We start from the raw sequence: 15631 nt of genomic DNA, 5'->3' as shown, positions 1-15631 counted from the left end.
CCTGGGAGATCGGGCCCATGGTGTTCCCGTGCGGGATCAGGTGTTCCCCGTGCGGGTCAGCCGAATGCGGCCGCCAGGATGTCCAGGCCCCGGCCCAGCTCGTCGTCGGAGATCACCAGCGGAGGCAGGAACCGCAGCACGTTGCCGTAGGTGCCGCAGGTCAGCGTGAGCAACCCGGCCGCGTGGCAGGCCGCCGAGATCGCCGCCGTGGCGGCCGGGTCCGGCGTCAGCGTGCCGGGTGCCACGATCTCCACGGCGAGCATCGCGCCCCGGCCGCGTACCTCGGCCACACGCGGGTCACCGGCGGCGATCGCGCGCAGCCGCTCGCCCATCACCGCGCCGATCCGGCGCGCGGCGGCGGCCAGGTCCAGCTCCCGCATCGTCTCCATCGCCGCGAGCGCGGCGGCGCAGGCGATCGGGTTGCCGCCGTACGTGCCGCCGAGGCCGCCGACGTGCACCGCGTCCATCAGCTCCGCCCGGCCCGTGACGGCCGCCAGCGGCAGACCGCCCGCGATGCCCTTGGCAAGCGTGATCAGGTCCGGCTCGACGCCCTCGCGCTCGCAGGCGAACCAGTCGCCGGTGCGGCAGAAACCGGTCTGGATCTCGTCGGCGACGAACACCACCCCGGCCGCCGTCGCCCACTCGCGCAACGCCGGCAGGAACCCCTCCGCGGGTACGACAAAGCCGCCCTCGCCCTGGATCGGCTCGATCAGCAGCGCCGCCACGTTCTCCGCGCCCACCTGCTTCTCGATCATCTCGATCGAGCGGGCCGCCGCTGTGGCGCCGTCCAGCCCGCCGTCGCGCAGCGGGTACGACATCGGCACCCGGTAGACCTCACCGGCGAACGGCCCGAACCGGTGCTTGTACGGCATGTTCTTCGCGGTCAGCGCCATGGTCAGGTTGGTCCGGCCGTGGTACGCGTGGTCGAACACCACCACCGCGGGCCGCCCGGTCGCGTGCCGGGCGATCTTCACCGCGTTCTCCACCGCCTCGGCGCCGGAGTTGAACAACGCCGAGCGCTTCTCGAAGCCACCCGGGGTCAGCGCGTTGAGCTGCTCGCAGACCGCCACATACGACTCGTACGGCGCGACCATGAAGCAGGTGTGGGTGAACCGTTCGACCTGCGCGCGTACCGCCTCGACCACGCGCGGCGCGGAGTTGCCCACGTTGGTGACCGCGATGCCGGCGGCGAAGTCGATCCACTCCCGCCCGTCCACGTCGGTGATCGTGCCGCCGCCCGCCCGGTCCACGTACGCGGGAATCGTGCTGCCCACGCCCCGCGCCACCGCCTCGACGCGGCGCTTGTGCAACTCCTCGCTGCTGGCCATCGCCGATCAGCCCTCGATGTTGTGCATGACGTGCTTGATCCGGGTGTAGTCCTCCAGGCTGTAGACCGACAGGTCCTTGCCGTGGCCGGAGTGCTTGAAGCCGCCGTGCGGCATCTCCGAGACGAACGGGATGTGCGTGTTCACCCAGACGCAGCCGAAATCCAGCCGGCGGGTCATCCGCATGGCCCGGCCGTGGTCGCGCGTCCACACCGAGGCGGACAGGCCGTAGTCCACGCCGTTGGCCCAGCGCACCGCCTCGTCCTCGTCGGAGAAGCGCTGCACGGTGATGACCGGCCCGAACACCTCGTCCTGGATGATCTCGTCGGTCTGGCGTACGCCGGAGACCACGGTCGGGGCGTAGAAGAAGCCGCGCTCGCCGACCCGCCCACCACCGGTGGTGACGTTCGCGTGGTCCGGCAGACGGTCCACGAAGCCGCTCACCCGGGCGAGCTGGTTGGCGTTGTTCAGCGGGCCGTAGAGCACGTCGGCGTCGTCCGGCGCGCCGGTGCGGGTGTTGCGGGCCTGCTCGGTGAGCGCGGCCACGAAGTCCTCGTGGATGCCCGGCCCGGTGAGCACGCGGGTCGCCGCCGTGCAGTCCTGACCGGCGTTGAAGTAGCCGCCCATCGCGATCGCCTCGGCCGCCGCCGCCACGTCCGCGTCGTCGAAGATCACCACCGGGGCCTTGCCGCCCAGCTCCAGGTGCGTCCGCTTCAGGTCCGGCGCCGCCGCGGCGGCGACCTCCATGCCCGCGCGGGTCGAGCCGGTGATCGACACGAGCTGCGGCGTCGGGTGGGAGACCAGCGCACGGCCGGTGTCCCGGTCGCCGCAGACCACGTTGAAGACGCCCGGCGGCAGGTGCTCGGCGGCGATCTCGGCCAGCAGCAGCGTCGACACCGGCGTGGTGTCGGACGGCTTCAGCACCACCGCGTTGCCCGCCGCCAGCGCCGGGGCGATCTTCCAGACCGCCATCATCAGCGGGTAGTTCCAGGGGGTCACCTGGGCGCAGACGCCGATCGGCTCGCGCCGCACGTACGAGGTGTGCCCGGCCAGGTACTCACCGGCCGAACGCCCCTCCAGCAGGCGGGCCGCACCGGCGAAGAAGCGCAGCTCGTCCACTGCCGGCGGCAGCTCCTCCTCGGTGGTGAGCTGCCGGGGCTTGCCCGTGTTGCGGACCTCCGCGTCCACCAGCTCGGCGGCCCGCGCCTCCACCGCGTCGGCGAACTTCAGCAACGCCCGCTGCCGCTCGCCCGGCGTGGCGTCCCGCCAGGTCTCGAACGCGGCGGAGGCGGCCTTCATCGCCGCGTCCACGTCCGCCGCGCCGGAGACCGGGGCCTGGGCGAAGACCTCGCCGGTGCACGGGTCGATCAGGTCGGCGTAGCCGCCGTCCACCGGTTCGACGTACTCGCCGTTGACGAAGTTGCGCAGCTGCTGCTGGTCGCTCATCAGAAGTCTCCGAGAAGGTGGCCGGGGAGAGGGTCAGCGGAGGTTATCGCAATCTGACTGCCATCTTGGCTACTAAATCCGAGGCAGACAAGGGTTTGGGCAACTGTTTCCGCGTGGGCGCTTCTGGTCTAGGCTGCCGGGCGTGGAGCCGAGAGCCTTCTACGTCGCCGGTCGCCCCGCCCACGGCGAGAGCGAACTGACAGTCACCCACCCGTACGACGGGCAGCCGGTGGGGCGTACCACACTCGCCACGGCCGACCAGGTCGAAGCCGCCGTCGCGGGCGCCGCCGGGGTGGCCGCGGAGGCCGCGGCCCTGCCCGCGCACGCCCGCGCGGCGGCCCTGGACCACGTCTCCCGCCGGCTCGCCGAGCGGGCCGACGAGGTCGCCGCGCTGATCACCGCCGAGAACGGCAAGCCGGTCAAGTGGGCCAGGGCGGAGGTGGGACGCGCGATCTCCACGTTCCGCTGGGCCGCCGAGGAGGCCCGCCGCTTCTCCGGCGACCTGCAGCGGCTCGACACCGACCCCGCCGCCACCGGGCGGATCGCCCTGGTCCGGCGCGTGCCGCGCGGCCCGGTGCTCGGCATCACCCCGTTCAACTTCCCGCTCAACCTGGTCGCCCACAAGGTCGCCCCGGCGCTCGCCGTGGGCGCCCCGATCGTGGTCAAGCCGGCCCCGGCCACCCCGCTCACCGCGCTGCTGCTCGGCGAGATCCTGGCCGAGACCGACCTGCCCGAGGGCATGTTCTCGGTGCTGCCGCTGCCGAACGAGCGCGCCGCCGAACTGGTCACCGACCCCCGGCTGCCGGTGGTGTCGTTCACCGGCTCCGGACCGGTCGGCGCGGCCATCCGCCGGGCCGCGCCGGACAAGCACGTCACGCTGGAACTCGGCGGAAACGCCGCGGCGGTGATCTGCGCGGACTGGTCGGCCGACGAGGACCTGACCTTCGCCGCGCAGCGCATCGCCACGTTCTCCAACTATCAGGCCGGGCAGTCGTGCATCGCGGTGCAGCGGGTCTACGTGCACGAACGGCTCTACGACGGTTTCCTGCCCCGGCTCGTCGCGGCGGTGCGGGCGCTACGCACCGGTGACCCGCGCTCCGAGCAGACCGACGTCGGCCCGCTGGTGTCGGTCGAGGCGGCGCAGCGCGTCGAGGACTGGGTGGACGAGGCGGTCGCCGCCGGCGCGGTGGTCGAGGCCGGCGGGCGGCGCGACGGCGCCACCTACCCGCCCACAGTGCTCAGCGGCGTGCCCGCCGACGCCAAGGTGTGCGCCGAGGAGGTGTTCGGGCCGGTGCTCGTGGTCGCCCCGGTCGCCGACGACCGGGCCGCGTTCGCCGCCGTCAACGACTCCGCGTACGGCCTCCAGGCCGGCGTGTTCACCCACCGGCTCGACGTGGCGTTCGACGCCGCCCGCACGCTGGAGGTCGGCGGCGTGATCGTCGGAGACGTGCCGTCGTACCGGGCCGACCAGATGCCGTACGGCGGGACGAAGGGCTCCGGGGTCGGGCGGGAAGGGCTGCGCAGCGCCATGGACGACTACACCGAACCCCGGGTCACGGTGCTGACCGGCGTGGCCCTCTGATCGTCACCAGGTGCCGTCGTCGCGGACCCGGGCGGGGGCGCGGCCGAGGAGCAGGGTGGTGAGGGCGGCGTCGATGTCGGCCCCGAGGAACCACTCGCCGGCCTGGTCGAGGGCGAAGATCCGGCCGTGCTCGTCGACCGCGAGGATGCTCTCCTGGCGTTCGCTGCCGAGCGGGAAGAGGCGGGCGCCCAGGACGGCGGCGAAGTCGGCGAGGGAGTCGGCGGTGTGCGCCACCTTCCGCGGTCGCACCTCGAAACGGGAGATCCATACCGCCTCACCCGGGCCCTGGCGTGCGGTCACCAGCCCGGGAAAGGTGGTGAGCGTCGCCAGCGCGGCCGGGAAGCTGGCGTGGGTGTGCTGAGCGCCCCGGACCTCGCTGACCTTGCGTACCGAGGCGGTGGCGGACACCTCGTCGCCGAAGTGGGGCCGCCAGCCGGCGGTCACGAGCGCGTTCGCCACTTCTGCGGGGAATCGGCCGGGCTCGGGGGCCGTCTGGGGTTCGGACTGCCATTCCTCGGCGTAGGCCAGTTCCGGCCAGGGCAGCACGTTGACGTGCACCAGGAACCTGATGCACGACTCGCAGCGCAGCTCGGCCGGGCCGGCGGCGGGGTCACCGGCCTCGCGGATGCGGAAGCTCTCGATCCGGCTGGAGCCCAGCAGGTCACGGGCCTCCTCGATGGACAGTGGCGGCAGACCATCGGCGGCCCGGCGGTGGTCGTGCTCGTACAGCGCGTCGGAGACGACGATCATCTCGGCGTGCCGCTCGCCGCCGCGTACCAGGTGGCCGGCGGGTAGTTCCTCCAGATAGGACCGCACGAGCGGGTGGTGCCGCACCTCGATGTCGCCCTTCGCGCCCTGCGCGACGTGCTGCCGGCCGTCGAGCGTGAGGTGCGCTGCCGCGCCGGGCGTGGGCAGCCGGGTCAGCTCGCGGAGCAGTTGGGCGGCCGGATCGACGGTACGCGGAGCGCGTGGCTCGGCCGGGCGTCGCTGGCGGTACATCTCCTCGACCGCCGGAGCCGGGATCCGCGGCCAGGTCGACACCTCGCCGGTCTCCTTGTCGATCACAGTGGTCGGCAGGTCGCCGGGCAGCGCCCGGGCGTCGGTCGACACCGTGGAGCTGACCAGGTAGCCCAGGTCGAACTCCTCGACCACAGGAGTGCAGGGAAAACCGAGACGTTCGGAGTCCCGCCGGGCCCACACGGAGGCGATCTGCTCGGCCTGCTGTCGCTCGATCACCACCTGAAATTACCGGACCCCACGGGTTTCGTGGCACCCGGTATGGTCGGCCCTACCCACGGTGACGAAAGGGGAGCGACGGTGGCCGAGAGTGCGGACCGGGATGCGAACCGTGCACTGCGCGCGCGATTCGACGAGGTGTACGGCCAATACCAGCGCCTGCGGTCCGGTCTGGACGAACTCCAGATCAAACTGGCCGAGCTGCGGGTGACCGAACGCTCCGACGACGGTCAGGTGACCGCGGTGGTGGGCGCGCGAGGCGAGCTCATCAGCGTCGAGGTGAGCCCGGCGGTGTTCCGCGACCGGGACGCCCGGGCGTTGAGCCGGAAGATCACCGAGACCGTGCTGCGCGCCTCCACCGCCGCGACCACCGCGACCCGGGAGCTGGTCTCCGGCTACCTGCCGCCGGGTTCCCCGTCGGTCGAGTTCCTGCGTACCAACGACTTCGGCGCGCTGCTCGGCCGGGCCGACTCCGTGCTGGCCCGCGGCGAGTGACAGGTGGCCGGGGGAGAGATCTGGCTGGACCCCGACCGGGCCCGCCGCGGCGGTGCTGACCTGGCGTTGTCGGGGCGGGCGGTGAGCGCGGCCCGGCGGGAGACGGGCGATCCGATCGCCGTCGCGAGCGCCCAGCGGCCCTGGGGCCGCGACGACATCGGCGCCGCCTTCGACAAGCACTACCAGGGTTACGCCGAGACGCTGCTGCGCGCGTGGGAGCTTCTCGGCCGGTCGCTCGACGTGCTCGGGTCGGACGTCGTCCGTTCGGTCGCGGCCACCGTCGAGACGGACCTGAGCAACGCCCGCGACCTCGGGAAGATCCCGCAGCAAGGGCACCACCCCCATCGGCCCCGGCGCTGACCACCGGAGGACCCGCGCGTGAGCATGCTGCCCAGCCCGATCCCGCACCCGCTCGACTTCTGCCCTTGGGACGTGCCCGGCTGGATCTATGAGGCGCTCGACTGGGTGGTCGGCGTCGAGTGGCCGGAGGGCAACGAGCGGTCCGTCTGGGACCTGGCCGACCAGTGGTACGGCGTGGCCGGCGTCCTGACCCGTCCGCGCGACGACGCGATGACCGCAGCCGGTGAGGTGAGGAGCGGCTACGGGGGAGTCGGCCTGGTCGCCGGCGCGTTCGACAAGGCCTGGCACAAGCTCGCCGAGGGCGACGACGCGCCGCTGCACGTCCTGATCTCGGCCACCGACGAGTTGGCGCGGCTGGTCGACTCCTGCGGCTGTGACATCGAGGGCGCGAAGCTGGAAGCCTGGATCGAGCTGGGCATCCTGGTCATCGAGTTGCTGTCGCTGGCGGTGGCGGCAGTGCTCACCCTGGGCGCCGCCTCCCCGGCGGCCGCCGCAGCGGTCACCGCCACGCGGGTCGTGGTGCAGCAGATCTTCAAGCGGCTGGTGGCCCAGCTCGCACGGAAGGCGGTCAAGCAGGGCCTCAAGGAGGCGGGTGAACGGGCCGCGAAGGAGGTGGCCAAGTCCGGTGCTCGCAAGCTGGCCCGGCAGGCCGTGGTCGGTGGGCTGCTGGAGGCCGGTCAGGAGGCGGCCACCAGCCTCGGCACCCAGGCGTATCAGAACTCCACCGGCCGGCGGAGCGGCCTCGACCTGACCGACGTGAGCACGTCGGCCCTCGGCGGATTCGCCGGCGGTGCCGTCGCCCCGCTTGCCGGTCTGGGCCGGCACGCCAACGGGCGCTTCGCCGAGATCGGCGAGCGTTTCGGGCGGGAGATGGCCGGCGAGACGCTCGCCGAGACCGCCGCTGGTCTGGCCACCGGCAACGGACCGTCGCTGGAGGATCTGGCGCGTGCGGCGGCCTCCGGTGTGACCGGGTCCGCCACCGGCCAGGCGGACTCGGCACTGCACCACCGCCTCGACGGGAAGTTGAGCGGCCTGCCGGTCTCGCCGGTCGGCCTGGACGTGCCGCCCGTCACCGATCCGGTCGGGCTGATCCCGGCCCAGCGGGTCGCCGAGCCGGTCGTCCAGACCGGCGATGCGACGGCGGGGGCGGTCCCCGTGACCCCCACGCACGTCTCGCCCGAAGTCGCCGGGGCACACCCGCTCGCCGTGGACCTGCCCCGCCCGGGCCCGGAGCCGACGGCCACGGCGCCGCACGCCGATACCGTGCCGCACGACGCGGCACGTCAGACGGCCTTCAGTCCCACGTTGTCCTCGGTGGTCACCGACGCGCCAGTCGCCAGCCCGTCTCTGCCCGCGACCGGAGCCCACGGCGGCGCTGGTCCGATCGGGGCGTCGATCGACAACGCCCCGCCGCCGTCGACCCCGGTACAGGCGGGAGCGGTGCCGGCCGCGTTGTCGCCGCCCACTGCGAATCATCCGCCGCTGGCGCCGCCGTTGTCGGACCGGACCGGCCCGGGCGTCGGCCACCCGGCGCCGCCCGCGCCGTCGCCGCAACCGCAGGCGGCGCCGTACCCGGGACTGCCCGGCCCTGATCCATGCCCGACCCCGATCCCCCGCTTCCCCCTGCTGGAGTCCTTGGCACCGCCCCGGCCGTCCGCTGATTCCCCGGGCCCCGACCTCGGCAGACTCGACCCACCGCCTCCCGACCTGCGAACCATCCGAGAGCGCGCCGCACGGCTGGTGGCCGACCGGGAATCATTCGACCGGCGTCGTTATCACGGTCATCTGCAGTCCCAGCGGACGTGGTTCGAGGACCGCCGGCGTGACACCAGAGCCGACTGGCTGCATGAGCGGGCGACGTATCACGAGGAGCGGGCGAGTGACTGGGCCGCTCAGGCAATGGAGTTGCGTTGCGCCGGTCGGACGTTGGCTGCCGAACGATGGCATCGGGAGTCGCATGAGGCCGCCCTGGAAGCGGCCGATCTGCGCGAGGAGGCGCGGCACGTCCTCTCCGGGAGGCTCGTTCCGGCGGAGGTAATGGTCGAGGACGACCTCGACTTCTACCGGATCAACGACGACGTGGCGGACCTGGCCGTCGGTGCGGTGGAGACCACCGACCGCTCCGCGCTCACCGGTAACGGTCACCCCGAGCCGGTCGACAGATCCCGGCCCTACGGCCGCCGGGGAGGACTCCGGCCTCCGCTCGCGTTGCACCAGACCGACCTCGAACGGCAGATGCCCCGCAACCCGGACGGCAGCGTCGCGCGTACCGCCGATCCCCGGCGCGGCGGCTGGTTCCGCCTCGCCAACGACGGCGGACCGGCGGCCGACGCCACCCGGGGGATCAACTGCCTCGACTGCACGTTGTCGCTGTTCGAGACCTGGGTCCACGGGCGGCCGCGCGTCGCCGCGCCGCGTACGTTCGACGGCTATCTGAACGGCGACGTGAACCGGCCGGTGGGCGGCGAGGCGGACGGACCGCTGCGGGTCGAGCAGACGACCGGCGGCCGGTTCCAGAACCTCTGCCCGCCGGATCGGCCCGGGATCACCGGCCGGGACCGGCAGCGGCTGGTGGACGGCGGCTACCGGGACCTGTATGCGCAACTCGCGTCGGGCGGCCACGGCAGCTACGCGTTCCTCATCACCAGCTTCGAGGGCGGCGGGTCGCACGCGTGGGTGGCGTTGAACCAGAACGGCACTGTCCTCTTCCTCGATCCGCAGTCGGGCGCGGTGGCGGACCGGCCGATCTACCACCACAGCGGCCGTCCGGACCGCAGCAACGTGGTGGGTGTCGACGCTCTGGTGCTCGGCCCCGACGGCCGCCCGATGCCGCTCACCGGCCGCCCACCCGGCACCTACAACGTCCTGCCCGAGCCGCTGCCCCGCCCGGTGCCGCCACGGCCGCCGGCGCCGCCGCCGGTCGTCGACGGCCACGTTCCGGACTTCAACCACGTTCACCTGCTCGGCGAGTCCACCACCTTCCACCGCGGGACTGACGGACCGCTGCCGGGCAACGCGCCGCCGGTCGAGCCGGAACCGAACCGGGTACGCCAGGACCACCGGCGGGCGCACGCCGACCGGATCGCGGCCGGGCTCTACGTGCGTGACGTGCTCGCGGCGAGCGGGAACCTGGATGCCGCCTTCGCCGCCGGGGTGACGCCAGTCGAACTGGCGCAGCACGCCGACGTGCCGGCGCTGCGGCGGCTCGTACCCGGCCTGGACGAGGGCGCCGCGACCGATCTCACCCGGTTGTTCGCCGACCCGCGCCTACAGCGGATGCTCGACCAGAGCTGGGAGGCGCCGCCGCGACGGGAGGAGTTGCTGGCCGAGACGCTGGTGCGGCAGCTCGCGGAGCGGCCCGACCTGGTCCGGATGATCCTTGCCACACCCGAACTCGCCAACTCGCTGACCGCCCGCCCGCTGACCCTGCACCACCTGGCCAGCCACCAGCAGGCCATAGACGTGTTGCAAGGCGTGGTAGGCGAGATCCGGGAACGTGGGGCTGACGTAGTTGCAACGACGAAACAGCCGGCCCCGATGCCGACTCCATTGACAGTCGCCCACTTGGCGGTGAGTGGATCTTTTACGACTGATGGCGCAGAGGCGGTACAGCCGGGTTTCGATCTGGCACGACTCGGCGACGCCGTCTATGGAAAGCAGTATCTGGACCAGTTGTATGAGGAAGCTGCCGTCGCGCAGTCGGAGCTCAACTCCCTGGGACGAGATTTGGCAGAGTCATGCGGTGGTGGTGCCGAATATCACCCGCGTCGCGAGCCCAAGGACCGCGCACGGGCCGAGGACAAGATCAAGGGCTACGGCGGCGATGCGTCACAGCTGAAGGATCTCGCGGGCGGCTACGTCTCGTTCGACAACCTGGACGAACTCTACGGCGGGCTCGCGCGTCTGAGGAACGACTGGCGATTGCATCTGGTGAAGTTCGAAGACCGCTTCCAGAGCCCCCAGAACAGTGGATACCGAGACGTGCAGATGTTCCTTCGTGCCTCCAACGGGCACATCGCAGAGTTCCGGCTGCAACTGGCGCCACTCGACAAAGTGGCGACCTGGGAACACTCGCTCTTCGAAGTGCGCCGTGACCTCGAAGCGGTTGCTCGCGAGGAGGGACGTAGCGTGACGGTGACGGAGTCCGCCATTCGTCGGGGGGTGCTTCGGCGCCAGCGTGAGCTGTTCTGGGCGGCTCTGCAGACGGCGCTGCACCAGGAGAGTGAGTGATGGCCACAGCCGACGGCATCGAACTTCCCGCCTATTTCGAGCACTACGACACGCCTGTGAAGCTGGTCGCCACGCCGGACGGCGGCCATGCCGCCTGGAAGCTGGATCGCTCGACGGGGGGTTGGCGGCCGGCAGACGATCTCGTCGACGACGTGATCGGTGGCGTGGGCGGCGAGATCTATGTGCGCTCCGCTGATGCCTTCGTGCAGCACGTCGAGCAGCTGCGCGGACGCTACCTGAAGGGCGAGGGGCCGATCTTCGCGCTCTACGAAACGGTCCGAGCGCTCGAGGCGCCCGCCATCGCGGAGAGGCGACCGTTCACCACGGAGGAGGCGGCGCTGATCAAGGGGATCCGGCGGCGGACCTTCGTGATGTTCGAGGAACAGCTCCAACAGGCCGGTGACCCCGCCGCCGACCCCACCATCGCCTCCTGAGACAGCCGCGAACGACATGCCCTCCACCGACGGCCCACCCGTGCCCTATGTGCCGCCCGCCGACGCGGCGGAGGCGAGACGCGTACAGGAGGAGTTGCGGTCCCGGGTGGACCTGACCGGGCCCGGTCCTGCCGCGCCCGCGACGGTGGCCGGGCTGGACGTGGCGTACGCGCAGGACGCTGACCTGCTCGCGGCGGCCGTCACGGTCCTCGACGCGGCGACCCTCGAGGTGGTGGACGAGGCGGTGTGCGTGGGGCGACCCGCCTTTCCGTACGTGCCGGGGCTGTTCGCGTTCCGCGAGATGCCGGCGTTGCTCGCCGCGCTGGACCGGCTCACCACCCGTCCCGAGCTGCTGGTCTGTGACGGGCACGGGCTTGCGCACCCGCGCCGGTTCGGGCTGGCTTGTCACCTTGGCCTGGTGACCGGGCTGCCCGCGATCGGGGTGGGCAAGACGCCGCTCGTCGGCACGTGGACCGGGCCGCCCCCTCGGCGTGGTGACAGCGCCGACCTGTGCGACGGCGGCGAGGTGGTCGGGCGGGTGCTGCGGACCCAGGACGGTGTCCGGCCGGTCTTCGTCAGCGTCGGCCACCGGATGGGGTTGGACGACGCGGTGGATCGGGTACTGGCACTGACGCCCCGGTACCGGCTGCCGGAGACGACCCGTACGGCCGACCGGCTCTGCCGGCAGGCCCTCGCCGGGGCGGACGCGTCGGGCGGTGACCTGGGCGGGCGGTGATCGCGTGGCGCGGCGCACATGTGGGCCGCTCGATGCTCCGGGGCCTGACCGGGCCGGTAGTAACCTGGCCGGCGGATCCGGTCCGGACGCAACGGTGAGGTGGAGATGTCGGCAGGGCGGCAAGCGGCGCGATGGGCCATCGTCGGCGCGCTGCTGGGTGGCCTGATCGCCGTCCCGGCGTCACCGGCGTCGGCCCGGGACGACCGGGTGGGACTGCGCTCGGCGAAGAGCTTCACCGCCGGTGGCGCGCCGGGCACCGTGGCGATCGAGGTGCGCAAGCGGACGGACGGCTGCGTGCGGTTGCGTACCGTGGTCGGGCTCCGCCTGGACGGCCTGCGGGCCGATCAGGTCCGGGTAGAGATGGCGTCCGGGCGGCGATGGGTGCCGGTGCGGGTCTCCGGGGACGGCGGCACCGTCGCCACGGCCGCCGTCGCGCCGGTCGACCGGCCGCTCTGCAAGGGCAAGGCCGTCACCGTGCGCTACCGGGTGTCCTTCCTGGCCGGGGCCGCCGATGGTCGGCTGGAGCTGGCCGGCGAGGCGAGTGCCGCGGACGGCGAGGTGCTCGGCCGGGCCGGTGGGTCGGCCCGGCTGGTCGGCGACCCGCGCACACCCAGCCCCAGTCCGTCCCGCAAGCCCTCGCCCACGCCCAGCGCGAGCGAGACCACGGCGGCCGAGGCGGCCGACACGTCGCCGGTGGCCGCCGCCGTGCCCCCGGCCACCGCCGCGGCCGACGACTCGTCGTTCGGAGGATCCATGATCATGTGGTTCGGTATCGGGCTGGTGCTCGCCGGCGCCGCCCTCATCGTCCTGCTGCTGCGCCGCAACCGCGCCGACCGCGCCGGTGGCGGCGCGGACGCCGGCCTTCCGCCGGTGCCGCTGCCGCGCAGCACCACCACCTACCGTTCCGGCACACCCGGACCGGCCCCCACGGTGTACGGGGGCACGCCGCCGCCCCGCGCGGCCGGCAACGTGTACGGCGCGCCCGCGCCCGCCCCGGCGCCACCGGCACCGGCGGGCGGGGACGCGACAATCGTTGTGCCGCCGCCCTCGCCCCCGGCGGGCGGCGACGCGACGACCGTTCTGCCCCGCTTGCCGGACTGAGCCGGAACCCGACCCGCTCCCGGGGTTACCGTGACCGTGAGTGGTCATGCCGTTACCCGGAGGGCGCCACCTGTCCGGCTGGAGGACGGAACACCGGGGCCGAACGGGGCCCGGTGCCGTGGCCGCTCGGCCGATAAGATCGCGTGCGCCGCTCGGCACCGCCGACCGGTGAGACCGCATACGTGGAAGGAGCCGCGCCGTGGCCCTGGACCCGCAGTTGCTCGACATCCTCGCCTGCCCGGACACGCACCACGCCCCGCTGGACTACGACGCGGGGGCGCAGACGCTGACCTGCACCGAGTGCGGTCGCATCTTCGAGGTCCGGGACGACGTCCCGGTGCTCCTGCTGGACGAGGCGCGCGGTGGCCCCGCCGCCGACGAGGCGCGGGGCGGGTCGTCGCGGTGATGGAGGGTACGGCCGGGGTCAGCGGGCACCGGCACGCCGACGAGGCCCTGCTGGACGACGCGGCGCAGCTCTCCGAGCGGGATCCGGGCGGCATGCTCCGGCACACCGCGTCCGCAGGTGCCCAGGTACGTGAGTCGGCGGCGCTTGCCGCCGAGGCCAATCTGTCAGTGCTTGCCGACGACGGCCGGCCCCGCGCGGTGGTCATCGCCGGCATCGGCACCGCCGGGCGTACCGGTGACGTGCTGGCCACGGTCGCCGGGCCGCGCTGTCCGGTGCCGGTCATCCCGCACCGCAGCGCCGGCGTGCCGGGCTGGGTGGGCGCGGCGGACGTGGTCATCGCGGTGAGCGCGTCCGGTCGCAGCCCGGAGGCGCTCGGCGCGGCCGAGGCGGCGCACCGGCGCGGCGCCCGGCTGGTGGCTGTCGGCGCGCCCGACTCGCAGCTCCAGTCGGTGGCCGAGCGGGCCCGCGCGCCGTTCATCCCGGTGCCCCGGCGCGCGCCGGCCCGGGCCAGCCTCTGGGCGCTCACCGTGCCGGTTCTGCTCGCCGCCCGTACCCTCGGGCTCGTGAAGGTCAACGAGGCCGATCTGGCCGAGACGGCGGCCCGGCTGGACGCCGACGCCGATCGATGCCGGCCGACCGCGGAGTCCTTCGTCAACCCGGCGAAGTCGCTGGCTCTGGGCCTGTCCGGTTCGATCCCGATCGTGTGGGGTTCGTCCCCGCTGGCCACCGTGGCCGCCCGGCGGTTCGGTGACACGCTGTCCGCGAACGCCCGCTACCCGGTGGTCGCCGGTGCGCTGGGTGAGGCGGGCCGGGGCCGCGTCGGCCTGCTCGACGGGGTGTTCGGCGGCCTGGCGGAGGGCGAGCGGGACATCTTCGCCGACCCGGGCGACGACGAGTCCGACGGCACCCGGCTGCGGCTGGTGCTGCTGCGCGACGGCGGCCTCAACGCCGACGACGACACCGACGAGCCGCTGGCGGTGGAGGAGCGCCGCGCGGACGCGGTGCAGACGCTCGCCGAGCGCCGCGGCGTGCGCTGTGACGTGGTGACCGCCGAGGGCGGTTCCGCGCTGGAACGGCTCGCGTCGCTGGTGGCGGTCCCCGACTTCGCCTCGATCTACCTCGCCCTGGCACACGGGCTGGACCCGATGGCGGTACCGGCCATCACGGAGATGAAGGAGCTGGCAAACCAGTGAACATACGGGGCATCGAGCGAGGCGGGGAATGAGCGCGAACGGGGGCACCAAGGCGATCGTCGCCGCCCTGGCGGCGAACCTCGGCATCGCCGTCACCAAGTTCATCGCGTTCGCCCTCACCGGCTCGTCGTCGATGCTGGCCGAGTCGATCCACTCGGTGGCCGACTCGGGCAACCAGGGCCTGCTGCTGCTCGGCGGCCGGCGGGCCAAGCGGCAGGCCACGCCACAGCACCCGTTCGGGTACGGCCGGGAGCGCTACATCTACGCGTTCATCGTGGCGATCGTGCTGTTCAGTCTCGGTGGCCTGTTCGCGCTCTACGAGGCCTACCACAAGGCGTCCGACCCGCACCCGATCGAGAACTGGCAGTGGGTGCCGGTGGCGGTGCTGGTGGCCGCGATCGTGATGGAGGGTTTCTCCTTCCGTACCGCGATCAAGGAGTCCAACCTGATCCGGGGCAACCAGTCCTGGGTCCGGTTCATCCGCCGGGCCAAGGCCCCGGAGCTGCCTGTGGTTCTGCTGGAGGACTTCGGCGCCCTGGTCGGCCTGGTGTTCGCGCTGTTCGGCGTCGGCATGACGCTGATCACCGGCAACGGCATGTGGGACGCGGCGGGCACCGCGATGATCGGCGTCCTGCTCGTGGTCATCGCGGTCACGCTGGCGGTCGAGACCAAGAGCCTGCTGCTCGGCGAGGGCGCCGAGCAGGGCGAGCTGACAAAGATCGAGCAGGCCGTCACGAGCGGTCCCGAGGTGGAGCGGATCATCCACATGAAGACGCTCTACCTGGGCCCGGAGGAGCTGATGGTGGCCGCGAAGATCGCGGTGCCGGCCTGGGAGACCGCCCACGACCTGGCCCGTGACATCAACGCCGTCGAGGCGCGGATCCGGCGCGAGGTGCCGACCGCCCGGGTGATCTACCTGGAGCCGGACATCTACTCGCCGGCCGCCGAGCGCGCGGGCACCGGTCAGGCGGCGGACACCGCCGTCCCGGAGGCGGCGACCACCGACGAGGCGCACAGGGCCGGTGACACGCACACGGCGGGTGAGGCGCACGCGACCGGCGAGGTGGCCGGGCGGCCCGGGAGCTGA

At 73.0% G+C, this 15631-nt stretch carries 13 protein-coding genes; 10 read left to right on the top strand and 3 right to left on the bottom strand.

All coding sequences use genetic code 11. The features are described 5' to 3' along the window. Positions 1-56 precede the first annotated feature (56 nt). Both gabT and AB0D28_RS20575 read right to left on the bottom strand, forming a co-directional pair. A complete protein-coding gene (gene gabT, locus AB0D28_RS20580) occupies positions 57-1328 on the bottom strand; it encodes a 4-aminobutyrate--2-oxoglutarate transaminase (protein WP_357387946.1) in 1272 nt (423 codons plus the stop codon). A gap of 6 nt (positions 1329-1334) precedes the next feature. Beyond that, on the bottom strand, positions 1335-2771 hold the full coding sequence (locus AB0D28_RS20575; protein ID WP_354865071.1) for a gamma-aminobutyraldehyde dehydrogenase: 1437 nt from the start codon (positions 2769-2771) through the stop codon (positions 1335-1337). A 142-nt stretch (positions 2772-2913) separates the two neighbouring features. Here AB0D28_RS20575 and AB0D28_RS20570 point away from each other — a divergent pair, with 142 nt between their 5' ends. Then, the gene (locus AB0D28_RS20570) at positions 2914-4353 is read left to right on the top strand and encodes an aldehyde dehydrogenase family protein (RefSeq protein WP_357387944.1); all 1440 of its coding nucleotides are present in this window, start codon (positions 2914-2916) and stop codon (positions 4351-4353) included. A gap of 3 nt (positions 4354-4356) precedes the next feature. Here the strand turns inward: AB0D28_RS20570 and AB0D28_RS20565 are convergent, their stop codons facing one another. Continuing rightward, a complete protein-coding gene (locus AB0D28_RS20565) occupies positions 4357-5589 on the bottom strand; it encodes an SUKH-3 domain-containing protein (protein ID WP_357387942.1) in 1233 nt (410 codons plus the stop codon). Between the two features lie 81 nt (positions 5590-5670). On the opposite strand from AB0D28_RS20565, the gene AB0D28_RS20560 reads away from it, so the two are divergent. From AB0D28_RS20560 to AB0D28_RS20520, 9 genes are all read left to right on the top strand, one after another. After that, on the top strand, positions 5671-6084 hold the full coding sequence (locus tag AB0D28_RS20560) for a YbaB/EbfC family nucleoid-associated protein (RefSeq protein WP_357387940.1): 414 nt from the start codon (positions 5671-5673) through the stop codon (positions 6082-6084). A gap of 3 nt (positions 6085-6087) precedes the next feature. Next, positions 6088-6444 carry a hypothetical protein gene (locus tag AB0D28_RS20555; protein ID WP_357387938.1) on the top strand — a complete coding sequence of 119 codons (357 nt, stop codon included), beginning with the start codon at positions 6088-6090 and terminating at the stop codon, positions 6442-6444. 24 nt (positions 6445-6468) lie between these two features. Next, positions 6469-10674: a toxin glutamine deamidase domain-containing protein gene (locus tag AB0D28_RS20550; protein WP_357387986.1), complete on the top strand. Its 4206-nt coding sequence runs from the start codon at positions 6469-6471 to the stop codon at positions 10672-10674. Further along, positions 10674-11108 carry a hypothetical protein gene (locus tag AB0D28_RS20545; RefSeq protein WP_357387936.1) on the top strand — a complete coding sequence of 145 codons (435 nt, stop codon included), beginning with the start codon at positions 10674-10676 and terminating at the stop codon, positions 11106-11108. The genes AB0D28_RS20550 and AB0D28_RS20545 overlap by 1 nt, the downstream gene beginning before the upstream one ends. A gap of 16 nt (positions 11109-11124) precedes the next feature. Continuing rightward, positions 11125-11844, top strand: coding sequence for a deoxyribonuclease V (gene nfi, locus AB0D28_RS20540; RefSeq protein WP_357387934.1), 720 nt, complete (start codon positions 11125-11127; stop codon positions 11842-11844). A 105-nt stretch (positions 11845-11949) separates the two neighbouring features. Then, positions 11950-12945 (top strand): hypothetical protein, encoded by a 996-nt coding sequence (locus AB0D28_RS20535; RefSeq protein WP_357387932.1) that lies wholly within the window; start codon positions 11950-11952, stop codon positions 12943-12945. A gap of 199 nt (positions 12946-13144) precedes the next feature. Beyond that, positions 13145-13351 (top strand): Trm112 family protein, encoded by a 207-nt coding sequence (locus AB0D28_RS20530; RefSeq protein WP_357387930.1) that lies wholly within the window; start codon positions 13145-13147, stop codon positions 13349-13351. Continuing rightward, positions 13348-14544 (top strand): SIS domain-containing protein, encoded by a 1197-nt coding sequence (locus AB0D28_RS20525; protein ID WP_302904039.1) that lies wholly within the window; start codon positions 13348-13350, stop codon positions 14542-14544. The genes AB0D28_RS20530 and AB0D28_RS20525 overlap by 4 nt, the downstream gene beginning before the upstream one ends. Positions 14545-14572: 28 nt before the next feature. Continuing rightward, the gene (locus tag AB0D28_RS20520) at positions 14573-15631 is read left to right on the top strand and encodes a cation diffusion facilitator family transporter (protein WP_357387928.1); all 1059 of its coding nucleotides are present in this window, start codon (positions 14573-14575) and stop codon (positions 15629-15631) included.

The sequence above is a fragment of the Micromonospora sp. NPDC048169 genome, from assembly GCF_040652815.1.
In the GTDB taxonomy this organism is placed as follows: domain Bacteria; phylum Actinomycetota; class Actinomycetes; order Mycobacteriales; family Micromonosporaceae; genus Micromonospora.
Note: the sequence above shows the minus strand (reverse complement) of the source record. Positions and strands in the feature narration are given on the sequence as shown.